This is a genomic window from Celeribacter ethanolicus (assembly GCF_002407265.1).
GTDB classification, from domain to species: Bacteria; Pseudomonadota; Alphaproteobacteria; order Rhodobacterales; family Rhodobacteraceae; genus Celeribacter; species Celeribacter ethanolicus.
Genome location: NZ_CP022196.1, coordinates 1393041 through 1417355 on the forward strand (window position 1 = coordinate 1393041; position 24315 = coordinate 1417355).

General features: G+C 62.8%; 21 protein-coding genes. 9 read left to right on the forward strand and 12 right to left on the reverse strand.

Features of this window, described 5'->3' with window-relative positions; translation table 11 throughout:
• Positions 1–10: 10 nt before the first annotated feature.
• Positions 11–406: an NUDIX hydrolase gene (locus CEW89_RS06760; protein WP_096805379.1), complete on the reverse strand. Its 396-nt coding sequence runs from the start codon at positions 404–406 to the stop codon at positions 11–13.
• Positions 399–3257, reverse strand: coding sequence for an excinuclease ABC subunit UvrA (uvrA, locus tag CEW89_RS06765; protein WP_096805380.1), 2859 nt, complete (start codon positions 3255–3257; stop codon positions 399–401). The genes CEW89_RS06760 and uvrA overlap by 8 nt, the downstream gene beginning before the upstream one ends.
• 228 nt (positions 3258–3485) lie before the next feature.
• Between uvrA and CEW89_RS06770 the strand changes: the two genes are divergently transcribed.
• Positions 3486–3845, forward strand: coding sequence for a rhodanese-like domain-containing protein (locus tag CEW89_RS06770; protein WP_066709072.1), 360 nt, complete (start codon positions 3486–3488; stop codon positions 3843–3845).
• Between the two features lie 47 nt (positions 3846–3892).
• Here the strand turns inward: CEW89_RS06770 and CEW89_RS06775 are convergent, their stop codons facing one another.
• The 7 genes from CEW89_RS06775 to CEW89_RS06805 all read right to left on the reverse strand — a co-directional run bounded on the left by CEW89_RS06775 (position 3893) and on the right by CEW89_RS06805 (position 13545).
• Entirely contained in the window at positions 3893–4858 is a 966-nt protein-coding gene (locus CEW89_RS06775; RefSeq protein ID WP_066709074.1) for a LysR family transcriptional regulator, read from the reverse strand.
• Between the two features lie 122 nt (positions 4859–4980).
• A complete protein-coding gene (locus tag CEW89_RS06780) occupies positions 4981–5343 on the reverse strand; it encodes a hypothetical protein (RefSeq protein ID WP_066709076.1) in 363 nt (120 codons plus the stop codon).
• A 28-nt stretch (positions 5344–5371) separates the two neighbouring features.
• Positions 5372–6766, reverse strand: a complete 1395-nt coding sequence (gene lpdA, locus CEW89_RS06785; RefSeq protein ID WP_066703715.1) for a dihydrolipoyl dehydrogenase — start codon at positions 6764–6766, stop codon at positions 5372–5374.
• 213 nt (positions 6767–6979) lie between these two features.
• Positions 6980–7606, reverse strand: coding sequence for a DUF924 family protein (locus CEW89_RS06790; protein WP_096805381.1), 627 nt, complete (start codon positions 7604–7606; stop codon positions 6980–6982).
• An 86-nt stretch (positions 7607–7692) separates the two neighbouring features.
• Complete coding sequence (locus CEW89_RS06795) at positions 7693–8970, reverse strand: MFS transporter (protein ID WP_096805382.1); 1278 nt, start codon at positions 8968–8970, stop codon at positions 7693–7695.
• A 157-nt stretch (positions 8971–9127) separates the two neighbouring features.
• Entirely contained in the window at positions 9128–10189 is a 1062-nt protein-coding gene (queA, locus tag CEW89_RS06800) for a tRNA preQ1(34) S-adenosylmethionine ribosyltransferase-isomerase QueA (RefSeq protein ID WP_066703724.1), read from the reverse strand.
• A gap of 26 nt (positions 10190–10215) precedes the next feature.
• A complete protein-coding gene (locus tag CEW89_RS06805) occupies positions 10216–13545 on the reverse strand; it encodes a YhdP family protein (protein WP_096805383.1) in 3330 nt (1109 codons plus the stop codon).
• A gap of 153 nt (positions 13546–13698) precedes the next feature.
• Here CEW89_RS06805 and bcp point away from each other — a divergent pair, with 153 nt between their 5' ends.
• From bcp to CEW89_RS06835, 6 genes are all read left to right on the forward strand, one after another.
• The gene (bcp, locus tag CEW89_RS06810; RefSeq protein WP_096805384.1) at positions 13699–14157 is read left to right on the forward strand and encodes a thioredoxin-dependent thiol peroxidase; all 459 of its coding nucleotides are present in this window, start codon (positions 13699–13701) and stop codon (positions 14155–14157) included.
• A 10-nt stretch (positions 14158–14167) separates the two neighbouring features.
• Positions 14168–14995, forward strand: coding sequence for a ferritin-like domain-containing protein (locus tag CEW89_RS06815; RefSeq protein WP_096805385.1), 828 nt, complete (start codon positions 14168–14170; stop codon positions 14993–14995).
• A gap of 329 nt (positions 14996–15324) precedes the next feature.
• Positions 15325–16629, forward strand: coding sequence for a M23 family metallopeptidase (locus CEW89_RS06820; protein WP_096805386.1), 1305 nt, complete (start codon positions 15325–15327; stop codon positions 16627–16629).
• Complete coding sequence (locus CEW89_RS06825; protein ID WP_096805387.1) at positions 16619–17167, forward strand: bactofilin family protein; 549 nt, start codon at positions 16619–16621, stop codon at positions 17165–17167. The genes CEW89_RS06820 and CEW89_RS06825 overlap by 11 nt, the downstream gene beginning before the upstream one ends.
• A gap of 106 nt (positions 17168–17273) precedes the next feature.
• Entirely contained in the window at positions 17274–17774 is a 501-nt protein-coding gene (locus CEW89_RS06830; protein WP_096805388.1) for a hypothetical protein, read from the forward strand.
• Between the two features lie 3 nt (positions 17775–17777).
• Positions 17778–18662, forward strand: a complete 885-nt coding sequence (locus CEW89_RS06835) for a DMT family transporter (RefSeq protein WP_096805389.1) — start codon at positions 17778–17780, stop codon at positions 18660–18662.
• Here CEW89_RS06835 and CEW89_RS06840 read toward each other — a convergent pair whose 3' ends face one another.
• Both CEW89_RS06840 and CEW89_RS06845 read right to left on the reverse strand, forming a co-directional pair.
• Positions 18663–19433: a DUF2189 domain-containing protein gene (locus tag CEW89_RS06840; RefSeq protein WP_096805390.1), complete on the reverse strand. Its 771-nt coding sequence runs from the start codon at positions 19431–19433 to the stop codon at positions 18663–18665. It lies immediately after the preceding gene.
• 112 nt (positions 19434–19545) lie between these two features.
• A complete protein-coding gene (locus tag CEW89_RS06845; RefSeq protein ID WP_096805391.1) occupies positions 19546–20967 on the reverse strand; it encodes a divergent polysaccharide deacetylase family protein in 1422 nt (473 codons plus the stop codon).
• Between the two features lie 217 nt (positions 20968–21184).
• Here CEW89_RS06845 and CEW89_RS06850 point away from each other — a divergent pair, with 217 nt between their 5' ends.
• Together CEW89_RS06850 and trpD are read left to right on the forward strand one after the other, a co-directional pair.
• Positions 21185–21772 carry an anthranilate synthase component II gene (locus CEW89_RS06850; RefSeq protein WP_096805392.1) on the forward strand — a complete coding sequence of 196 codons (588 nt, stop codon included), beginning with the start codon at positions 21185–21187 and terminating at the stop codon, positions 21770–21772.
• Positions 21769–22785 (forward strand): anthranilate phosphoribosyltransferase, encoded by a 1017-nt coding sequence (gene trpD, locus CEW89_RS06855; protein ID WP_096805393.1) that lies wholly within the window; start codon positions 21769–21771, stop codon positions 22783–22785. Before CEW89_RS06850 ends, trpD begins: the two co-directional genes overlap by 4 nt.
• A gap of 134 nt (positions 22786–22919) precedes the next feature.
• Here the strand turns inward: trpD and CEW89_RS06860 are convergent, their stop codons facing one another.
• Positions 22920–24314, reverse strand: a complete 1395-nt coding sequence (locus tag CEW89_RS06860; RefSeq protein ID WP_096805394.1) for a TRAP transporter large permease — start codon at positions 24312–24314, stop codon at positions 22920–22922.
• Between the last annotated feature and the right edge of the window lies 1 nt (position 24315).

Consider the following 24315-nt stretch of genomic DNA (forward strand, 5'->3'; position numbering starts at 1 on the left):
CCTCACCTCCTCAGCCAAGCGCCGCCTGCGCGACTCGGGTGACATTCTGGGACAGCGGGCGGGCCGTCGTCAAAAGATCCTCAAGGCTCATCCAGTCCACCGCCGCAGCGTCATCCGCCGCCACCGGTTCCCCGGAGATGTAGCGGCAAGCGACCGCCATGAGCAGAAAATGATGATCCGGCACAATCAGTTCGACATGGTCGATCACCGCGCCCGGCGCAGCCACCACGCCGGTTTCTTCGAAAAGCTCTCGCGCCGCCGCCTCGGCCAGCGTTTCACCGAATTCCACATGCCCGCCCGGAAAACCCCATGTGCCACGGGCGGGATCCTTGCCGCGTTCGACCATGAGAAAGGTGCCGTTTCTCTGACAGACCGCGAGAACCGCGAGTTTCGGCTGGTCACTCATGACGTGCCTTCCCGCGTTCCAGAAGCGGCTTGAGATAGCGCCCGGTGTGCGACGCCGCGATCTCGGCCACCTCTTCGGGCGTGCCGGTGGCCACGATCTGGCCGCCACCATCGCCGCCCTCGGGGCCGATGTCGATGATGTGATCGGCGGTCTTGATCACGTCGAGATTGTGCTCGATCACCACGACCGTATTACCCTGATCCACCAGTTCATGCAGCACTTCCAGGAGCTTACGCACATCCTCGAAATGCAGCCCCGTGGTAGGCTCGTCGAGGATATACAGCGTCCGCCCCGTCGAGCGTTTCGACAGCTCCTTCGACAGTTTCACCCGCTGCGCCTCGCCGCCCGAGAGCGTCGTCGCCTGTTGCCCGACCTTGATATAACCAAGCCCCACCCGCATCAGCGCATCCATTTTCTCGCGGATCGAGGGCACCGCCTTGAAGAACTCCTGCGCATCCTCGACGGTCATGTCCAGAACGTCGGCAATCGACTTGCCTTTGAATGCGATCTCAAGCGTTTCGCGGTTGTAGCGTTTGCCGTGACAGGTCTCGCATTCCACGTAAACGTCTGGCAGGAAATGCATTTCGATCTTGATCACCCCGTCGCCCTGACAGGCCTCACAGCGCCCGCCCTTGACGTTAAAGCTGAACCGACCGGGTTTATAACCACGCGCTTTCGCCTCCGGCAGGCCCGCGAACCAGTCGCGGATCGGGGTAAAGGCGCCGGTATAAGTGGCCGGGTTCGAGCGCGGCGTGCGACCGATCGGGCGCTGGTCGATGTCGATCACCTTGTCGAGATGCTCAAACCCTTTGATCGTCTCGCAGGGCGCAGGCGTCTCCCGCGCGCCGTTCAGTTTCATCGCCGCGTTCTTATAGAGTGTCTCGATGGTCAGCGTCGATTTCCCGCCGCCCGACACGCCGGTGACGGCGACGAATTTGCCCAGCGGGAATTCTGCCGTCACCTCCTTGAGGTTGTTGCCGGTGGCCTTCACCACCTTGAGCATCTTGCCATTGCCCTTGCGCCGCTCGGACGGCACAGCGATCTCGCGGGTGCCGACGAGATACTGCCCGGTGATCGAGGCCGGGTCTTTTTCGATCTCCTCCGGCGTGCCTTTGGCCACGACGATCCCGCCATGAACGCCTGCGCCCGGCCCCATATCGAAGACGTAATCGGCCTCGCGGATCATGTCCTCGTCATGCTCGACCACGACCACGGTGTTGCCCTGATCGCGCAGGTTTTTCAGCGTGCCGATGAGACGGTCATTGTCGCGCTGGTGCAACCCGATGGAGGGTTCGTCCAAGACGTAAAGCACGCCCTGAAGCCCCGAACCGATCTGCGACGCGAGGCGAATGCGCTGGCTCTCCCCGCCCGACAGCGTGCCCGCGTTGCGCGACATGGTCAGGTACTCAAGGCCCACGTTGTTCAGGAACCCAAGACGCTCGCGGATTTCCTTGACGATGGCCCGCGCAATCTCCTGTTTCTGCGGGCTGAGCGTGTCCATCACGCCGAGGGTCCACGCATAGGCCTCCTTGATCGACTTCTCGACCACCTGACCGACGTGCAGCCCGGCGATCTTCACCGCCAAAGCCTCTTCGCGCAGACGATAACCATGGCAATGGCCGCAGGGCCGGTTGTTCTGATAGCGCTCGAATTCCTCGCGCACCCAATTGCTGTCGGTCTCGCGATACCGCCGCTCCATATTGGGGATCACCCCCTCAAAGCTACGCTCGATCTCGTAAACCCGCCCGCCATCGTCATAGCGGAATTTGATCTCCTCCTCGCCGGAGCCGTAAAGGAAGACCTTCTGGATTTTCGGGTCGATGTTCTTCCACGGGGTCGAGGCTTTGAACCCATAATGTTTCGCAAGCGCTTCAATGGTTTGCAGGAAATACGGCGTCTTGCCCTTGCGCCAGGGTGCGATTGCCCCGTCGGCGATTTTCAACGCCGCATCGGGCACCACGAGGCGTTCGTCAAAGAACAGCTCAACGCCCAAGCCGTCGCAATGCGGACAGGCGCCGAAGGGCGCGTTGAAGGAAAACAGACGCGGTTCGATTTCGGGAATGGTAAAGCCCGACACCGGACAGGCGAAGTTCTCTGAAAACGTGATGCGCTCAGGCTCGCCCTCTTTCGGCGCGGTCTCCAAAATGGCGATGCCGTCTGCCAGATCGAGCGCGGTGCGAAGTGAATCCGCCAGCCGCGTCTCCAAGCCTTCGCGCACCACGATCCGATCCACCACGACGTCAATATTGTGGCGGAATTTCTTGTCGAGCGTCGGCGGCTCATCCAGTTCGTAGAATTCCCCGTCAACCTTGACCCTCTGAAAGCCCTGCTTTCTAAGCTCCAGAAATTCCTTGCGATATTCGCCTTTGCGATCCCGCACGATGGGGGCAAGGAGGTAACCGCGCGTGCCCTCCTCCATCCGCATGGTGATGTCGACCATATCCTGCACCTGCTGCGCCTCGATGGGCAGACCGGTCGTGGGCGAATAGGGCGTGCCGGCGCGGGCAAACAAAAGCCGCAGATAGTCGTAAATCTCCGTCACCGTGCCGACGGTGGAACGCGGGTTTTTCGAGGTGGTCTTTTGCTCGATGGAAATCGCCGGGCTGAGACCCGAAATGTGATCCACATCCGGCTTGCCCATCATATCGAGAAACTGCCGCGCATAGGCCGAGAGGCTTTCGACATAGCGCCGCTGGCCCTCCGCATAGATCGTGTCAAAGGCCAGCGACGACTTGCCCGAACCGGACAAGCCGGTGATCACCACAAGCTCGTCACGCGGGATGTCGACATCCACATTCTTGAGATTGTGCTCGCGCGCGCCGCGCACTTCGATGAATTTCAACTCGGCCATAGGGCACCCCACTCGGATTCTGCCCTCATATCTAGTGGAGGCCGCGCGGTGTTCCAACAGGAAATTGAGAACACAACAAGAACAAATGTACCCCATGCCCGCTTTTTCACCGATCACGGCTTTGCGACAGCAGCGCTTCGAGTTTCCGTGATTTCATCACAGACATCCCATTGACCTCTGCCTAGAACAGGCGCAATCAACAAGAAATGACTGCGAAGGAAAGCTGACATGTTTGGATTGTTTGGCGGCGGCTCGAAAATCTCCGTCGAAGAGGTCAAGGCCGGCATGGCCAAAGGCACCACCGTGCTCGTGGACGTGCGTGACACCATGGAGCTGCATATGTCCGGCACCGCGAAAGGCGCGCTGCATATTCCGTTGCAGGATCTGAAGGCGAAATGCGATCCGAATTCACCTTCCTGCCTGCCGGAGATGAAGGACACCAAGACCACGAAAGTGCTCTATTGCGCCTCCGGGGCGCGGTCTTCGGGCGGGGTGCGCCTGTTGAAATCCCTGGGGCATGAGGATGTGCAGAACCTCGGGGGGCTGCACAACTGGGTGTCCGGCGGCGGCGAGCTGCACAACGTCTGAAACACACCACATGGCAAGAAAGAAGCGGCCCTTCCCAGGCCGCTTTTTTATTCCACCGTCGCCGACATCGTGCCCTCAAGCTTTGCACCATCGCCGCGCGTCGCGGTGTTGGCGGACGTCTTGTCCGGCCCCATGTAGAGCGCCCGACGCGCGGTAAACCGCCCGGCGATGAAACGCATGAACTCTGTCACCCGCGGCACATGACGCAGATCCGGATGGGTCAGAACCCAGATCGGCGTGTGATCGCTCAGCGGCAGGCCCGGTACACGCTCCAGATGCGGATCGCAGGAGCCGAGAAGATGCGAGGTCCGCACCATGCCCATGCCCTGCCGCGCCAGAGACATGGCCGAGACCATGTCATCGGTCTTGAGCGCAGCGCGTGCTGGCGGCAAATCGGAAAACAGCCCCGCCGGTGCGGAATTCAGCCAGGTCGAGAAGGCGATATAGGGCAACGGGGTGTCCGTGTCCTGACGCTCGATCGTCGCGCGGTACTGCTCGATGAAGGCGGGCGAGGCGAACCAGCCGGCGCGCTGCGGCGTGACCATGCGCCCCCAGAGGCTTTCTTCCGGCGATTGCGTCACCCGGATCGCCACATCGGCCTCGCGGCGGTGCAGGTTCAGAACTTCGGTCGCGCCCAGAAGGTGAATGTCGATCCCCGGGTGTAGCGCCTTGAATTCCTTGATATCTTCGGCGAAATGATCTTCCGCCATCAGCGGCGGGATGGTGATTTTCAGCTCGCCTTCCTCGGTCTCGTCCCGTGCCGCCAAAGCCATATCGAGCGCCACCATGCGCGCCTCGACCTCTTCGGCATGGGCGATGGCGACCTGCCCCGCTTCCGTCGGCTGAAGCCCGGAGGCCAGTCGCGTGAAGAAGCGCACACCGGCGGCATCCTCCGCCTTGGCGAGTTGTCGCGACACGGTGGCATGGTTCACACCAAGGATGCGGGCGGCGCCCGAAAGCCCGCCCTCACGCGCCACCGCGAGAATATATCGAAGAGAATCCCAATCCGTCATGCAGGTCAGATTACATGACCTTCATTTCTGCACAAGAGGGGCGCAGATAATATCACCCATCACATATATTGATGCATGAATGGATTAGCCTGTGCGGAAAAGCGGCCTTGTCGCGCACAATCTTAGGCGTCGCCCGGAGCCTCCTGTCGCACGCGATAGCGCGGAAATGTGCCGTTGATCGGCATCGGTACGGCAGTTCCAAAGCTCAGACAGGCCAGGAGAAACAAGACCATGGCGGCCCAACGCAATCGGCAGCGATGCACCGGCACGATCTCTGACAAAAGAGCCACAGCGGCGTCCCGATCCGAAGGCAAGACACAGATCGGCATACCTCCGAACGCCACGGCATGTTGCGAGGCGACAAGATGTACCTGGCGATGTAGGACAAAAAGCGGAATACCGGCGCCTTCGAAGGCGCTCTCGATCAAGGCAACATCGGCCGCACCGTAAGCACGGCCGATTTCGATAAAATCATTCTGTTGCAATGAGCTTATGCTCCAGAGGACAAATCCCTCAAATATGCAGCGCCCGACCGTAAGCCGCCAGCACCGCCTCATGCATCATTTCCGACATCGTCGGGTGCGGGAAGACCGTGTTCATCAGCTCTTCTTCCGTCGTCTCCAACGTCCGCCCGATCACATAGCCCTGGATCATTTCCGTCACCTCGGCGCCCACCATATGCGCGCCCAAAAGCTCGCCCGTCTTGGCGTCGAACACGGTTTTCACCAGACCCTCGGCCTCCCCCATCGCGACCGCTTTGCCGTTGCCGATAAAGGGAAATTTGCCGACCTTGATCTCGTAACCCGCCTCTTTCGCCTTGTCTTCCGTCAGCCCCACAGAGGCCACTTGCGGGTGGCAATAGGTGCAGCCCGCGATCGAGTTCGGCTTGATCGGATGCGGGTGGAGGCCCGCGATCAGCTCGGCCACCATGACGCCTTCGTGCGACGCTTTATGCGCCAGCCAGGGCGCGCCCGCGATGTCGCCAATGGCGAACAAACCGTCGACACCCGTGCGGCAGAATTCGTCGGTCACGACATGCGTGCGGTCGATTTTCACGCCCGCCTCCTCAAGGCCAAGCCCTTCGACATTGCCGACGATGCCGACCGCGGAAATCACCGTGTCGAACTCTTCGGTGGTGACTTTGCCGTCGGCTTCAAAATGCGCGGTGACCTTGCCTTTTGCACGGTCGAGTTTCTTCACGGTCGTCTTTTGCAGGATCTTCATCCCCTGCTTTTCGAACTGTTTTTTGGCGAAGGCGGAGATGTCTTTGTCTTCGACCGGCAGCACGCGATCCATCACCTCGACGACCGTCGTGTCGGCGCCCAAAGTGTTGTAAAAGCTCGCGAATTCAATGCCGATTGCGCCCGATCCGATGACCAGCAACTTCTTCGGCATCCGCGTCGGCACCAGAGCGTGGCGGTAGGTCCAGACCAGATCGCCGTCGGCCTCCAGCCCCGGCAGCTCACGCGCCCGCGCGCCGGTGGCGACGATGATGTTTTTGGCGGTCAAAGTCTCGGTGCCCTTGTCGGTTTTGACCTCGACCTTGCCTTTGCCCGCGAGCTTGGCCTCGCCCATGATCGCGGTGACTTTGTTCTTTTTGAACAGGGTCTTGATGCCGCCGTTCATCTGCGCCGCGACCCCGCGCGAGCGCTTGACGATGGCGTCGAGATCAAAGCCGATGTCCCCCGCCGACAGACCGAATTCCTTGGCGCGGTGCATCTGGTGATAGACTTCCGCCGAGCGCAACAGCGCCTTGGTCGGAATGCAGCCCCAGTTCAGACAAATCCCGCCAAGGTTTTCGCGCTCGACACAGGCGACCTTGAGGCCAAGCTGCGCCGCACGAATGGCCGCAACATAGCCACCAGGGCCGGCGCCGATGACCACGAGGTCGAATGATGTGTCTGACATGAGGAATCCTCCCGAAACCAGTTTAGAGCGCTCCGCCCCGGTCCGAAAACCGGCAGGCAGCACAAATTAGTTTGACGCTAAACTATCTTGGGAGTCGGAGCAACGACCGGCAGAACTTCGCAAGCGAAAGGCTGCATCCCGCTCAACGCATAGCTTGAGCGGGAAACGCATAACTTGGGGTTTCCTTTGTAAATTTCCCTTGTAAATCAGGGATCAGGCCGCCACAGGGTCCATTTCGCGCAGCAGTGCCGGATAGCCACCCCGGCTCAGGAATGCCTGTTCGCTTTCCGTCGTGGCCCGCGACAGCGCCGCGTTGCGATAGGGGAAACGCCCGAACAGACGGATCACCTCGCGATGCGCACGGGCATGCAGCAGGTTGCCCGCTTCGCCCTTGAGACGTTCGAACATCAGCCGCACGCAGCGTTCCTGATCGGTCAGGCATTCGGAATGCATCAGCGGCAGATAGAAGAACTGCCGCGCGGGTGCGTCGATCCGCAGATCCCACCCCTTGTCCAACGCCGCCTTCGCCGCCGCCAGCGCCGCCCGGTCGGAGGCAAAGGCCCGCCCCGTTCCCCGGAACATGTTGCGCGACATCTGATCGTTCAGGATGATATAGGCCAGCGCCCCCGACGGGTAGGTGAGCCAGAGCGAATAGGCCCCTTCCTGCGCGTTCTGCCAAGTGACGAGGAACGCGTCCCGGATCGTCTGATCGAGCGCGTCATCCACCCGATACCAATCCGCCGGGCTCAGCTCATCGAGCCAGAAGGCCAGAATTTGTTCCGGGTTTTTTTCTTGCCCCCCGATCGCGGTGTCCTGTGCTTCGGTCTGTGTGTGCGCCATCAGCCTCGCTCCTTTCGACGGCTTGCCTTTACGAAACCGTTACAAAGACCAAAGCACAAAGCAAGTTCATTATCGGAGACACCGCGTCACTTTGTCAAATGTTGCTCATGAACATCAGAAGCGCCCTCTTCCGCCCGTTCTATGGCCACTTCCTGTGCCACTTCGGCCGCGACCGGCGTGGTCGAAGGCATCACCGGAACATAGCTTGCGCTGTCTTCGACCGCGATCGCCGGACGACGCGTCATCCGCCAGAGCGCATAAAGCGCCACACCGGCCATCAGCACGATCTGGAACAGCCAGTATCCCCGTGGCCCGGTCACGCTCATCAGCCAACCGGCAATGAGCGGCCCCCCCACGGCACCGACACCGTTGATGAAGATCAACCCGCCGGAGGAGGCCGCCATATCCTCGGGCGCGAGGTAATCGTTGGTATGCGCAATCAACAGGGAATAAAGCGGGCTCGACATGCCCCCCGCCACGAAGCCTGCGACCAGCACGAGAATATATGTGCCCGCGAACATCGCGCCCAGAACGCAGGCCAGCGCCCCGACACCCGCCGCAGCAAAGATGACCTTGCGGCGATCGGAATGGTCAGACAGCCAGCCGATCGGCAACTGGAACACCAGCGCCCCGAGGTAGATCGCAGCCACGAACATGGAGATTTGCGACAGGTTGAAGGCGGCCTGCCCGCCGTATACCGCCGCCATGGCCATTTGCGAGGCGAAGACACCGCCCATGAGGAACATGCCGACACAGCCGAGTGGCGATGCCCTGAACAACTGGCGCAAGGTCATCGGTTTGGTGGTTTCGAAGGCCGGGGTGGGCGCGACCGACAACAGGATCGGCGCGAATGAGATCGACACCAGCACGGATGGGATAATGAAGAGGACGAAGCCCGACGGATCGCCCTGCGCCAGAATCCATTGCGCCAGGATGATACCGAGGGTTTGCACCAGCATATAGGCCGACAGCACCTTGCCGCGCATCTCGTTGGTCGTCGCATTGTTGAGCCAGCTCTCCGCCGTCACATAGACGCCGGAGAAACAGAACCCCAACACGATCCGCAGCGCGGTCCAGACCCAAGGATTGGTCACCACCGGAAACAGGATGAGCGCCGCCGAGATGAACGAGGCCAGCGCCGCGAAGACCCGCACATGCCCGACCCGGCGGATCAGCAGGGGCGCGGCCTGCGAGCCGCCCAGGAAGCCCGCGAAATAACCGGACATGACGATGGAGATTTCCAGCGTCGAAAACCCTTCGGCAACGCCGCGCACACCGAGCAGCGTGCCCTGAAGCCCGTTGCCGATCATCAGAAGGAGAATGCCGAGCAGCAGAGGCGAAGTATTGGCAAGAACGTAACGCATGGGGAGAGCCTAGGGGGATTCGGTGAAGGGGGAAACCACCCGGGCGCGGGAACGGTGATGTCCGTCCCGGGCCCGGATCGGGCGGATGGTCGCGTTAAGGTTAATCAGATTAAGGTTAACGCTTTGAGAAGGGGCCGAAGCTCGGCAAAGACCCGTCTCACGGCTCCTGCGGCAACAACAGGGATGCATCGCCATAGGAGAAGAAACGATAGCCCTCGGCAATGGCATGATCGTAGACCTGCCTGATCCGCTCCCGGCCCATCATCGCCGAGACAAGCATCATCAGCGTCGACTTCGGCAGGTGGAAATTCGTCATCAGCGCATCGGCGACACGAAACTCATAGCCCGGCTTGATGAAAATATCGGTCTCGCCCAGAAACGGTGCGATCACACCGGGCGCGGGCGCCGCACTCTCGATGAGTCGCAGCGCCGTGGTGCCCACAGGAATCACTCGCCCGCCACGCTGTTTGGTGGTGTTGATCTCGATGGCCGCACCTTCGGAAACCTCGCCCCATTCTGAATGCATCTTGTGCTGCGACACGTCATCGACCTTGACCGGCAGGAAGGTCCCCGCCCCGACATGCAGGGTCACATAGGTGAATTCGACGCCTTTGTCGGCCAGCGCCTTCAGGAGCGGTTGGTCGAAATGCAGCGACGCGGTGGGCGCCGCGACGGCACCGAGGTTCCTGGCCCAGACTGTCTGATAATCCGTCTTGTCCTGCTGGTCCGCCTTGCGTTTCGCCTCGATATAGGGTGGCAGCGGCATCGACCCCGCCGCATTCAGCGCCCGGTCGAAATCCTCTCCTGTGAGATTGAATTCCACCACCGCCTCACCGTCTTCCTTCGCAATCAGCCTGGCCGCGAGATCGTCGGAAAACCGGACCTCCTCGCCCTCCCTGATCTTTTTCAACGGCTTGATCAGCGTTCGCCACTGGCCCGGCGTGGCCTGCGGCTCCAGAAGCGTGACCTCGATCTTCGCCTCCTGCCAACCCTGTGCCGTATCGCGCCCCCGCTTGCCCGTCAGGCGTGCGGGTAGCACCTTGGTGTCATTCAGGACCAGACGGTCGCCGGGGCGGAACCACTCCAGAAGATCCGTCACATGCCCGTCCACGATCCGCGTCGGCGTCGCCACCAAAAGACGCGCGGACGAGCGCGGCTTGGCGGGACGGGTTGCAATCAGCCCCTCGGGCAGTTCGAAATCGAAATCGGACAGTTTCATGGAACGCCTCAGAGCTTGTGGTCGCACTATTGGTCCCCGGCGGGTTTCTTGCGGAAGATATCCCGCAACGCGCCCGGGGTGAGAAGGGACAGCGGGTTGACCCCGACCGCCGGATGTTTCGCAGGACCGGTGAGCGTGTAGGTAAAGCCGAACAGACCCTCCCCCTTGCGCGATACGACCTGGCCCAGCGCATTGAGGAAATAGACCGGCGACACCACGCCCTGCAAATCCACCGTCCCGGCGGCGCTGTCATAGAGGCCTTCCATGGAAATGCCAAGGGAGGGCCCTTCCGCCGTGCCGCCCCGCACCGTCAGCCGGCCGGGCTTCATGGTGAAGTCGCTTTGCACATGGGAAAACAGGATACCGCCGCCGCCCGTCATCTGCTCGATCAGCCCCACGACCGACACCGCCGAAAGCAATTCCGCCAAAGAAGGCGCGGAGAGCACCCGGATGTCACCGACCACCACCCGCCCGTCGTAACTGCCTTTTTCCGCCAACGCCGTGAGACCGATGCTCAGCGTCCCGCCTGCAGCACGTTCCAGAAGGCCCGAGGCCTGCACCACAGCCCCCGCGTCTTGCGAACTGGCGGTGATCGTGGGGCCGTAGGGGCCCGGACTCACGGTTCCTGTGAGCGGCCCCGTGCCATTGAGCAGGCCGCGAAACGATCCGGTCAGGCCGCCCGCCCCGGCCGACAGCCGCGCGGAGAACCCCGTAAGGTCCTGCGCTTCAGCGATCCGCAGCCGGTCGAGTTGCACCTCGATTGGCACAGCGGCCCCCGAAAGCGCGCCCGCACCGGAGCCGCCGAATGTGGCCCGTGGCAGGTTCAGCGTCCCGCCGGTGATCGCCACTTTCACGGGGTTGCCCTTGCCCTGCCCGATCAACACCGCAGGGACATCGAGCCAGCTCCCCAAGCGCACGCGCCCAAAGGCCAGCCGGTCGAACTGCCCGCCCGTGGTCAGCGTGAGCCGTCCCTCCGTGGCTTCGAGCCCCGCGCCCTTGAGCGTCAGGGCCGTGATCTCCGGCTGCGTCCCCGCCCTGCCCTCAAGGCTCAGAAGCCCCTTGGTCCCCGCCGGTTTGCCCCATCCGAGAGGCGCAAAGGACAGGCGCAGCCCCGAGAGATCGGAGATGAGTGCGAATGTCGGCGGTTGCCCCTGGCGCAGGGCAACCGAGAGATCACCCCAGCTCTCTCCCGCCACCATGCCCGCGGGCAATGCGATGCCGAAGGTGTCGAGCAGCGCCTGGTTGATCCGCGCCCGTCCCGTCATGTCGGATTTGCCGCGATTCTCCGGCCCGAAGGCCTTGCGCCACTGCCCCGCCATCTGCGCCGTGCCGATGCGCGCCTCGCCCGCGACCGAAAGCCCCGACGGGTCCACCGTCAACCGCAACTGATCAGAGGAGAGCACCTGTCCGGGCATGAGCTGGTCGGAAGACACGTCGCTCAACACCCCGTTCAGCAGGTAATTCACATCCGACGGCATCACCTTCTGAATCAACGGCAGGGCGATCCGGCCGTGCAGCTCCGCCTGCCCCTTCGCCACATCCGGGCCAAAACTCGCTTCTTTCAGCACCGAGAACGGCGGTTCCGCCATCAGTGCCATTCCCGCCTCGATGCTGGAGCGGGTCGCAAGCCCGATCTCGATCCGCGCCGGTTTGGCGTAAATATCCGGGATGCGCAGGGTGGTGCCCGCCACCTCGATCGCCCCGCCCGACGGGGCGGTGATCGCGCCGCCCGCCATGGTGATCGCCATCGCAGGCCCGAAAATCGCCCCATGCCCCGACCCGTCCTCGACCGGCGGCTGGCTTTTCATGAAGCGCAGATCAAGATCCTCGAAATCCCAGTCGAGCGCCAGCACCGGCTGGCTTTGCCCCGGGTTGAACCGCAGCGCGAGGTCGAGATCGCGATAGGTCGCACTCCGAATGTTTTCCGCCATCCAGTCCCGGGTCTTGGACACGGCGGCAGGCGGCCAGAGCGCCAGAAGCTGCACGATGCTGATCTTGTCGACCGACAGATCGAGCCCCGCCTGCCATCCGTCTGGCGTGACTTCCGCCCGGCCCTTGCCGCGCAGCCAGAGGTCGCCCTCGGGCGTCGTCTGTCCCAGATCTATCTGACCGACATCAAGCCGGAAGGGGGCCAGCCTCAGCCTTGCGTCGACCATGGCCTGATCGAACACCAAAGGCGCGTCGAACATCCCTTCGGGCGACACCTTGAGTTCGGAAAACTGCCATTGCCCGGTGAAACTCTGCGGCCAGTTGTTTTCGAAATCGCCCAGAAGCACATGCCCCCGCCCGGTCATCTCCAGCGCATCGGTGGTAAGCCGCAGCTCGGGAAAGTCGATCCGCTCGCGTTTCGGGTCGTAATCGAAATAGCCGCGCGCGCCCTCGAAGGCGATCGGCTCCGCGCCCTCGCCCGCCACGATCCGCCCCGGCGCAATCGCCAGCGTGCCGGTGTATTGCGACAGTTGCCCCTGTCCGTCGATCTCGGCGCGCATCGAGGCCGACAGCGGGGCATCGACCACCGAGAGAAACGACAGCGCCGGGCTTTGCAGCGCGAAATCGCGGGTCGGCGCGCGCTCCATGTCGAGCGAAATCGTCGTCGCCAGAGAGCCCTTGGCGGAGGCGAAACCAAGCGCGATGCGCGACAGCTCTTCCGTGCCGTTGAACAGTTCGAAATCGAGCGCCATATCAAGCAGTTGGCCTGTGTTTTTCAGGACGATCCCGGCATCCGTCGCCTGCCAGATCCGCCCTGAATGCGCATCCTCGAGCGTCACGGTGATCTCGCGGGCCTCAACCCGGGAGATATCCGAAAGCGGTGCCCTGGAGAAGGCGGTGTCGATGGCTTCGAGCACTTCGATGCCCGACCCGGCCACCCCCTGCGCACCGCCGAAATCGAGCGCGAATGTGCCATCGGCACGCCGCCGCACGGTAATCTGCGCCCCCGAGAGCCGCAGCGTGTCGGGTTGCAGCCGCCCCGACTTCAGCGCCTCTTTCGACAGCACCGCACGCAAGCTGTTGAGCCGCCCGATTTCCGCCCCGGAGGCGTCGATGATGCCGACATTGCGGGCGGTCACACGCGGCACGAAATTGCGATCGACCACGGCGTCGATCTGGCCGATGGAGACCTGCGGCCCGTCGAGCTTGTGGTTGATCCCGGCCTCGATCCGCGCGGTCAGAGCCTCGGGGAAGGTGACCACCCGCCCGGTGAAGGCCAAAACCGCCAGACCCGCAAACAGCACAATGACCAGCATCAGCGCACCCGTCCAGATCCCGATCTTGTGATGGGTCTTCAAGGGCTTGCGCTTAGGCTGTTCGGGCGTGCCCGGCGGCTCTGCGGCGTGGTTTTCGGTCTCGTCGGACAAAATCGGCTCGTTGATTTTCCTGCGGGTCGTCTTGCGACGACGACTGTCGGTTTCATCTTGTCGCAATGCGGCCTAAAACGAAAGCCAAGCGCATTGCAACTCCCTGTGCAACATCCTGTGCAACCCACGAATGCCTGATGAGAGGAAAACACCATGATCGACGCCGGAACCATGGCCCCCGATTTCACCTTGCCCCGCGATGGCGGCGACAGTGTCACCCTGTCGGCGCTGCGCGGCCAGCAGGTGGTGCTGTATTTCTACCCAAAGGACAACACCCCCGGCTGCACCACCGAAGCGCTGGATTTCACCGCGCTCAAGGACGAGTTCGCCGCCGCCGGTGTCGCGGTCTTCGGAATTTCCAAGGATTCCGTGAAGAAACACGAGAATTTCTGCGCCAAGCATTCCCTCGGCATCCCGCTCTTGTCCGATGAGGCTGGCACGGTCTGCGAGGATTACGGTGTCTGGCAGGAAAAAAAGAACTACGGCAAGACCTATATGGGCATCGTGCGGTCGACCGTGCTGATCGACGAGACCGGCAAGGTCGCGCAGGTCTGGGACAAGGTCAAGGTTGCGGGCCATGCGGCCGATGTGCTCGAGGCCGCCAGGGCATGAGCCACGCACAATGACACTGACGCTTGCAGGCATGGCCGAAGAGGTGCTGCGCACCGCCGATGGCCGGGAAAAGACCGCACTGTCGCATCGCTACGCCGCGATGTGGCGCGAAAGCCGTGCCGCCGGGGCTCCGATCCCGCTCGGCACGGCCTATCCGCCGATGCAACCCGCCCGCCCCGCAAAACCCGAACTTTTGGCTCCGCGCGACGTGCCCAAACGCAAGCCCGGAAGCCCCGAGGGGCGCAAGGCGATCCTGCATGCCATTGCACATATCGAACTGAATGCCGTCGATTTGCACTGGGACATCGTCGCCCGCTTTACCGATATCGACATGCCGCCCGGATTTTACGACGACTGGGTGAAATCGGCCGATGAAGAAAGCAAGCATTTCAATCTGGTCTGTGACCGCTTGGAGGCGATGGGGTCGTTTTACGGCGATCTGCCCGCCCATGCCGGGATGTGGCGCGCCGCCGAGGACACGGCGGAGGACATCATGAGCCGCCTCGCGGTCGTACCCATGGTGTTGGAGGCACGCGGGCTCGATGTGACGCCGGGGATGATCAAGATCTTTCAAAACGCCAAGGACCCGGAAACGGTCGCAGCCCTCGAAGTGATCTATGCCGAGGAGGTCGGCCATGTCGCCTATGGCGCGAAGTGGTTCAACTTCCTCTGCGGCCGACAGGGGCTCGATCCGAAAGACGAATTCCACGGCCTGATCCGGCGCTATTTCCCTGGCGGCACCAAACCGCCGTTCAACGATGAAAAGCGCGCCGAGGCCGGACTGCCGCCGGATTTCTACTGGCCCCTGGCCGATGAACTGCCGCCTGCCTGGAGTTGACACCCACGGCGTGGCGCGCGGCCTGCGGCAGCCCGTCGCAGCCCCTCACAGACGCACCGCGGCGTGACCGCTAACATCGGCGAAAAACCGCCCACATCCTGAGCTTTCCGGCTGGAATCCCCCGCATCCAACCTCCGAGGAGGCAAAAAAGTTGCCCCTTTGGTCCCGCTTCGCTAACAGGGGGCAACCGCTTTCGAGTGACGGACATGAAGCTCCGCATGAGACGGATCGTCCTTTGTTTCAGGCCGGGTGCGACACGCTCCCGTCCGAGAGTACATGGTGCAAAGCGGGTCGAGGGAACGGGATAAGAGAACGGCAACGACAAGACGATGATCAGAAAGCTCAATCACCTGCTTGAGCGCAGATTCCCCGAGCGTCGGGTGTTTCTGCGGTCCGACAACGACACGCGGTATCTGCGGATCACGCCCCTCACCCAAGTGGTGGCCATCACCGGGTCCACGGTGTTCGCGACCTGGATGATCATTGCCACGGCGATCCTCCTGATGGACAGCATCGGCTCCGGCAATCTGCGCGAACAATCGAGCCGCGATCTGGTCCTGTTCGAGACCCGCGTGGCGGAACTGGCCCATGAACGCGACATGCGCGCCGAAGAAGCCGCCGCCGCTCAGGCCCGGTTCAACACCGCGCTCGCGCAAATCTCCGACATGCAGAGCCAGCTTCTCGCCTCCGAAGAGCGGGTGCGCGAGCTGGAAAAAGGCGTCGACGTGGTGCAGACCAACCTGCGCCGCGCGCTCAAGGATCGCGATGCCGCCGAGGCCGACAAGGCCCAGCTCATCGCCCAACGCGACGGCGGCACGGCGGCGGCCAATGGCATGAGCGCCGAAGAGGTCGAGGCCACGGTCGACGTGCTGGCCGCAGCGCTGGCCGATACCGCTGCCGAACGCGACGAGATGGTGGTTTCCGCCAGCCGTGCCCTTCAGATGGCCGACAATCTGGAGACCGATATCAAGCTGATGGAAGAAAAGAACGACCGGATCTTCACCCAGCTCGAAGATGCGGTGACAATTTCCGTCGCGCCTCTGGACAAGATGTTCAAATCCGCCGGCATGGACCCCGAGCACCTGATCGCCACAGTGAAAAAGGGCTACTCCGGTCAGGGCGGCCCCCTCACACCGATCACATTCTCCACCAAGGGCGGCATGATCGACCCGGATTCGATGCGCGCCAATGCGATCATCGACAAGATGGACCGGCTCAATCTCTACCGCATCGCCGCCCAGAAAGCCCCCTTCGCCCTGCCGCTGAAAGACGCGTTCCGCATGACCTCTCCCTTCGGGCCGCGCTGGGGCCGGATGCATGAGGGACAGGACTTCGCCGCCGCCTACGGCACCCCGCTTTATGCCACCGCAGATGGTGTCGTGACCTTCGCGGGCTGGCAATCGGGCTACGGGCGTCTCGTCAAGATCCAGCACGAATTCGGCATCGAAACCCGCTATGGCCACCAGTCCCAAATTCTCGTGAAAGTCGGGCAAAGGGTCTCGCGCGGCGAACAAATCGGTGCTATGGGAAATTCCGGCCGCTCGACCGGCACGCATCTTCACTATGAAATCCGTGTCCAGGGCAAGGCCGTCGATCCGATGACTTATATTAAGGCTGCCAACGATGTTTTCTAAAAGCAGAATCAACGAACCGGGCCCGAAACAGGGCGATGACGCGAAGAAACCCGAGGCGGCGGCCACGAAGCCCCCTCTGCCGAAGACGCCTGTGCCCGACTATGCGGCCACGTCCGCGAAACCGAAGCCCGCAGCTTCGGTGCTGTCCTCCGACCTCACCGTCGTGGGCAATCTCAAGACCACCGGCGACATCCAGATCGAAGGTACGGTCGAGGGCGACATCCGCGCGCACCTGCTGACCGTCGGCGAAAGCGCCACGATCCGCGGCGAAGTGATCGCCGATGACGTCGTGGTGAACGGTCGCATCGTGGGCCGCGTGCGCGGTCTGAAAGTCCGCCTGACCTCGACCGCGAAGGTCGAAGGCGACATCATCCACAAAACCATCGCCATCGAGAGCGGTGCGCATTTCGAAGGCTCCGTCCAACGGGCCGACGATCCGCTCGCCACCGGCGCGAAACAGGCCCCGTCGGCTGCGCCCGCGGCGGCGCAGACCTCTGCCGCCGTGTCGAAAGCGACCGCAGCCGCCAAAGGCGAATAAGCCTTCCGGCACGAGAATGCGAAAGGTGGTCTTCGGGCCGCCTTTTTTCATGCTTGAACCGCCCCGCCGCCTCCGCCATCGTGGGAAGAGACAACCCGGAGTCCCCATGCCCGCCGAAGCCCTGCGCCAGCTTGAAAAAGTCGCCAATCTCTATCTTTCGGATTTTCGCATGGGACGGTTCGACGAACGCCGCCTGACCGCGATTTTCGACGAGGGCGTCCCCGGCGAACCGGGGCCCGCCCAGACCGGCAGTTCGGTGATCGACGACATCCTGGGGCCGGTCTCGGCCATCGAAGTGCGCCCCGGATCGCGCCGCTTCACGCTTCGGTTCGACGAATACGTGTCCTTCAAGATCACCGACGAGAGCCAGATGAGCAGCGATCCGGAGACGGCGGAAAGCCACGCCAGCCTGTTTCGCGAGAACCCCTCCGCCGTTTTCCTGCGCCACGTCAAGCAGGGGCTGCATTGGGAGGATGACCGCATTCCGCTCTATCACTACTGCGTCGTGGCGCTGAACCATGTGCTCGAAGTCGTCACCTCCCTGCCCCCCGATGCGGAGATGCAGGTGCTCGGGCCGGATGATTTTCCCGACGGCACCGACGTTTAACCCATGTCCCTGTCAACGGACCCAACGGCCCTGAAAGCGGGCAATCTCAAGGGCGCGCTGCTGATGGTGCTCGCCATGTTCCTGTTTTCGCTCGAGGACATGGCGATCAAAACCGTCACCGCGCATTTGCCCGTCGGTCAGGTGCTCACCCTCTTCGGCACAGGCGGCATGGCGATCTTTGCCGTGCTGACCGCGCGACGGCGCGAGCGGCTGATCCATCCGGTGATGGCCGAACGCGTGATGCTGATCCGCGCGGTGTTCGAGGTCATGGGACGGGTGTTCTTCACCCTGTCGCTGGCGCTCACCGCGCTTTCCACCACCTCCGCCATTCTGCAAGCCACGCCTCTGGTGGTGGCCGCCGCCGGTGTGGCGCTCTTTCACGAGCGGGTTACTTTGGGCCGCTGGGCCTTGATCGCGCTTGGCTTTGTCGGCGTGCTTTTGGTGATCCGCCCCGGTCTCGACGGGTTTACCCCGCTCTCCATCCTCGCTGTTCTCGGCATGATCGGCTTTGCCGGGCGCGATCTCGCCACCCGCGCCGCCCCCGCGGTGTTGTCCTATGCCCAGCTCGGGCTGACCGGCTTTGCCGCGCTCGTGCTCTCCGGTCTGGCGCTCACGCTTTGGAGCGGCGGCTGGCTCCTGCCCAGGCTGCCCGATCTGGCCGCGCTTGGCCTTGCCGTGGCGGTCGGGGTCGGCGCCTATACCGCTTTGACCATGGCGATGCGCATGGGCGAGCTGTCGGTGGTCACACCGTTTCGCTATGTGCGCCTTTTGTTTGCGATGATCCTCGGTGCGCTGGTGTTTGGCGAACGCCCGGATGCGTTTGAACTGATCGGCGGCGCGGTCATCGTCGGCACCGGCGTGCTGTTGATGCTCACCGCGCGGCGCTGATCAGACAAGCGCCCGGCGATAGAGATGCCACGTTGCGTGGCCAAAGACCGGCAGCGCCACGAACAGCCCGAGAAACAGCGGCAGCATCGCCAGAAAGGTCAACCCAGCGATCAGCGCGGCCCAGACCAGCATGACGAACAGGTTCTCCCGCACCACCCGGAGCGAACAGAGCATGGCGGTAACGAAATCGACCTCGCGCTCCAGGAGATGCGGCAAGGAGGTGACCGTCAGTGAGAACAGTACAAAGGCCAGAACCCCGCCAACGCCCAGTTCGACCGCGATCATCATCAGCCCGTTGCGGGTCAGGAAGACCTCGTAGGAGGAGCTGATATTGGTCATCACCGACAGCCCCATGAAAAGCGCGAAGATCATATGGGCGAGGAAGGACCAGAACAGCACATAGATGACGATGATCGCCCCCATCCAGGGGATTTGCCGGTCGCGTTCGGCGGCCACCGAACCGAGGATCTTGCGCCAGTCCAGCGGCTCGCCACGCTCCATCCGGCGCGACACCTCGTAAAGTCCGACGGCAGCGAAGGGCGCGAACATCGGGAAGGCCAGAGAGACCGCGAAGGTCCAGAGCACCGTCCCCGCGCCGAAGATCACAAAGCCGAGCCCGATCAGCACATAAATCCCCGCGAAGAAACAGCCGAAACCGGGCGCGCGCCGAAAATCCCGCCATCCTTCCCGAAGCGCGGCACCGAGATCGGCAAGCGTCAAACGTGCCACATAGGGCAACGGGGCTGCGGCCACCGCCGTCATATCTGTCATTGAAATGTCCTCCCTGCCGGACTTGCCGCCCGGTCTGCCTCACAGAGAGGACAAAATGTCGCACCCTGTCAAGCATCGCCCCCGCCGCAGCGCGGCGAGGCAAGAGACGGATTTACAGGGGCGTGCGGCTCAAAAGATAGGACAGCGGCACCATGGTTACGGTCGCGGCGCGGTTGCCCAGCGACCATTCCGCAAGCGCCTGTAGCGTCTCTTGGCGTGAGCGCCCCAAAAGCACCACGGTCTTGCCGGTGCCCGCCTGAAATGCCGCCTGATCGAGGAAGCGCTTGATCGCCGCCACATCCTGCCCCTGCCCGTCGAGATCGCGGAATACGAGGGCCGCGGGTGCCTTGGCGCGCTGTGCTTCCTGTTCCATCGCGTTCAGCCCGCGCGGGAAGGTCACAAGACCCCGCCCGCTGTCCTGCGCGGTCGCGACCACCTGAGCCGCGACCTGACGCGACGTCTGGAACGTGCCAGAAGGCACATCAAGAAAACCGATGGAGACCGGCACCAGTTCGGCGGCCTGCGACAACGTCACGGCGGCATCCTGCGGCGTCGCACCTTCGGGCAGACCGATCATCGCCATCACTTCGAGCCCCTTGTCACGATAGGCCATGGCGCGCTCTCCGGCCTGTCGGGCCAGCGCATCGACCGCGAAGCTCACCGGGAACGGCAGGTTCGCAAGCGTCTTGTCCTCCGGGCCAAGCTCCCCAATGTCCATCAGGATCACGCTCATCACCGGCCCCGGCGGGGTGGCGGTGTAATTGGCGGAATAGGCCAGAAGGGCGGGCAAATCGTCGGCGATCACCACCGGGGCACTCGCCTCGGCTTGCGAAGTCGAAGAGCCGGAAATCGACGGCAGGCGAGAGGAAACGCGGCTGTCCGCGCGGTCGGTGAAACTGCCAGCCTGATGGCCGGGCATCACCGCCGTGGCCGGTCCCTCTTCGAGCGCGGCGTTCGGGGCAGGTTCCATGTCGACCCCGTCGAGCATGATCTCCGGCGTGGCCGTCTCTGTGCCGACCTCAGGCGTCTCCGGCGCTTCGGGTGCGACATCCGTCCCCTCGGGCAGCGGGGCCGCCTCCGGAAGAGCCTCCTCGGCAGAGGGCAAGGCCTCAGGCGCGGAGGCTTCCGGCGCCATAGCCTGCGGCGGTGTCAGGACCGGATCGCTTGGCGTGCTCACGACCGCGCCCATCTCTCCGGCCTCGGGAGTTTCGAGCGCCTCAGGCACGGTGATCGCCGGGGCCTCGGCCGCTTGCTCGGACACCTCCGGGCGGAGTTCCGTCCCTTCCGGCGCCTGCATCTCAGGCTGCGCTTCGGCGCGATGCGGATCGGCGGCGGGCGCATCGGGCGTCACCTCTGTGCTGCGCTCTGTCGCGCGTTCTGCCCCGGCTTCCGGCGCGTCTGGCAGATTTTCCGTCACGGCGGGCGCAGGTACGGGCGTCAGGTTGACCGGAGCGGCGATTTCATTGGCGAGTGTCAGGATGCCGAACCCCACGATCGCCCCCCAGATCACCCCTGTCAGAACTCCACGCCCCATTGCGCACTCCTTGCCTGTTGCACACCGCCTTTGCGGCCCTTTTCAACCGCGTGAAAGCCAAGGCATCCCCTTGACCCTCTGCAGCCCTTGTGAACATGTATAACCCGGCTTAAAGGCGGGATCATCCCCCTTTGAGCGCTTTGCCGCCCGGCGTGCGAAACACCGCGCCCGGGTGGCTTGATTTCCGGCGTTTGCACGCACGTAAAGGACTGCGACCATGCTGCTTCTGATCGATAACTACGACAGTTTCACCTATAATCTCGTGCATTACATCGGCGAGATCGGGTGGCAGGCCAATGTGGTCCGCAATGACGCGCTGAACGTGCAGGAGGCCATGGCGCTGCGCCCTTCCGGCATCGTTTTGTCGCCCGGGCCGAAAACGCCGACAGAGGCTGGCATCTGCGTGCCGCTCATCCATGCCGCAGCCGAAGCGAAGATCCCACTCTTTGGCGTCTGTCTGGGCCATCAGGCCATCGGCGAGGCCTTCGGTGGCAATGTCGTGCGCTGTCATGAGATCGTCCATGGCAAGATGGGCGAGATCTACCATGAGGACAAAGGCGTGTTCAAAGGCCTGCCCTCGCCGCTTCAGGGCACGCGCTATCACTCGCTGGTCGTGGATCGCGCCACCCTGCCCGACTGCCTCGAAATCACGGCGGAGCTGAAAGACGGCACGATCATGGGGCTGCGCCACAAGGAGCTGCCCATCGAAGGGGTGCAATTCCACCCCGAAAGCATCCGCTCCGAGCACGGCCACGAGATGTTCCGCAATTTTCTGAACCAATTGAAAGAGGACCAACCGGCATGAGCGATGCGATGAAACCCCTGATTTTCGCGGCCTCCGAAGGGCCGCTGAGCCGGGCGCAGGCCGAAGCCGCTTTCGAGCTTCTGTTCAATGGCGAGGCGACGCCCGCACAGATGGGCGGACTGCTCATGGCGCTCAGGGCACGCGGCGAGGCCGTCTCCGAATACGCCGCCGCCGCCAAGGTCATGCGCGATCACTGTGTCCATGTGAACGCCCCCGAGGGCGCGATCGACATCGTCGGCACCGGCGGCGACGGGCTCGGTACGCTCAACATCTCCACCGCCTCGGCTTTCGTCGTGGCGGGCGCGGGCGTAACCGTTGCCAAACACGGCAATCGCAACCTCAGCTCCAAATCCGGCTCGGCGGATGCCATGTCGGTCAACGGCATCAACGTCATGGTCGGCAAGGATGTGGTCGAAGAGGCGATCAACGAGATCGGCATCGGTTTCATGATGGCGCCGATGCACCACCCGGCGATGAAATATGTCGGCCCCGTGCGGGTCGAACTGGGCTGCAAGACCATCTTCAACATCCTCGGACCGCTAACCAATCCGGCGGGCGTCAAACGCCAGCTCACCGGCGCTTTCGCCCCCGACCTGATCTGGCCAATGGCGGAAACGCTGCAAATGCTCGGCTCCGAGAAAGCCTGGCTGGTCTATGGTCACGACGGCATGGACGAGGTCTCGATCACCGGCGCGACATCTGTCGCCGCGCTCGACAATGGCAAGATCGGCTCGATGGAAATCCATCCGGAAGATGCGGGCCTCCCGGTTCACCCGCTCAAGGACATCCTGGGCGGCACACCGGAGGAAAACGGCGCCGCGATGATGAACCTGCTCAAGGGCGAAACCGGCGCGTATCGCGATGCGGTCCTGATGAACTCCGCCGCAGCACTTGTGGTGGCCGACAAGGCCGCGAACCTCAAGGAAGGCGTCGAGATCGCGTCTGAGAGCATCGCCTCCGGCGAAGCGCTCAAACGCCTGCAAGCTCTGGCGGAACTGACCTCACGGCACTGAGTTTCCTTTGCTGATCAAAATACTCACGGCGCGCCCTCTCAACCGGGTGCGCCGTTTTCATTTGAGTATTTTGCGCACAAAGGAGACGAAAAAGGGGCCCTAAGGCCCCTTAAACTTGTCCAGATCGAACACTCTTACTTCGTGATGATCTCCGGCCCCATCAGCGTCGTGGGCAGGTAGGTCGAGATCCATGGCACATAGGTGACGAGGATCAGGAAGACGAAGAGGATCGCGAGGAACGGCAGGGCGGCGCGGACCACGGCCATCATCGGCATCCCCGCAACGCCCGAAGTCACGAAGAGGTTGAGGCCCACCGGCGGGGTGATCATCCCGATCTCCATGTTCACCACCATGATGATACCCAGGTGGATCGGATCGACGCCGAGTTCCATGGCAATCGGAAACACCAGCGGTGCGACGATCACGATCAGCCCCGAGGGTTCCATGAACTGGCCACCGATCAGAAGGATGACGTTGACCATGATCAGGAACATGATCTTGCCGAAGCCCGCCGACAGCATCGCATTGGCGATTTCCTGCGGGATTTGCTCGTCGGTCAGCACATGTTTCAGGATCAGCGCGTTGGCGATGATGAACATGAGCATGATCGTCAGCTTGCCCGCATCGAACAGCGTGTGACGCGTGTCCTTGTGGAAGAAGGCGGTGATCAGCGCATAGGGTTTCGCCAGAAGGGATTTCGGCCCGGTGCCGTCGCGATCCGCCAGCGGCCCCATGTCGCGGTAGATGAAAGAGGCGACAAGGAAGGCATAGACGGAGGCCACGGCGGCGGCTTCGGTCGGGGTGAAGATCGCACCGGTGATGCCCGGAATGCCGTAGATGCCGACCATGATGATGACGATGAGCATCAGCCCCCAGAAGGCTTCGCGGAAGGAGCGGCCGATTTCGCTCCAGCCGGCCCAGTCGCCTTTCGGCAGGTTCTTGACCCGCGCGATGACATAGATCGCCAGCATGAGCATGGTGCCGGCCAAAAGCCCCGGAATGACGCCCGCAAGGAACATCCGCCCGACGGAGACGTCTGTTGCGGAGGCATAGACCACCATAACGATGGACGGCGGGATCAGAATACCCAAGGTGCCCGCGTTGGCGATGACACCGGCGGCGAAATCCTTGGTATAGCCCATCTGGCGCATCGCCGTGATGACGATGGAGCCGATGGCCACCACGGTTGCGGGCGACGAGCCGGACAGAGCGGCGAAGATCATACAAGCAAACACGCCCGCAATCGCCAGACCGCCGTGGAAATGCCCGACACAGGCGATGGCAAAGCGCACGATGCGTTTCGCCACACCGCCCGTCGACATGAACGACGAGGCGAGGATGAAGAAGGGGATGGCCAGAAGCGTGTAGTGACCGGCCATGGCCTGATAGAGCGACTGCGCCACGGAGGCCAGCGAAGTGTCGGAGAACACCAGCAGGAAGATCATGGAGGACAGGCCGAGAGAGACCGCGATCGGCACACCGATCAGCAACAGGCCCACCACCATGACGAAAAGAAAGACGACGTCCATT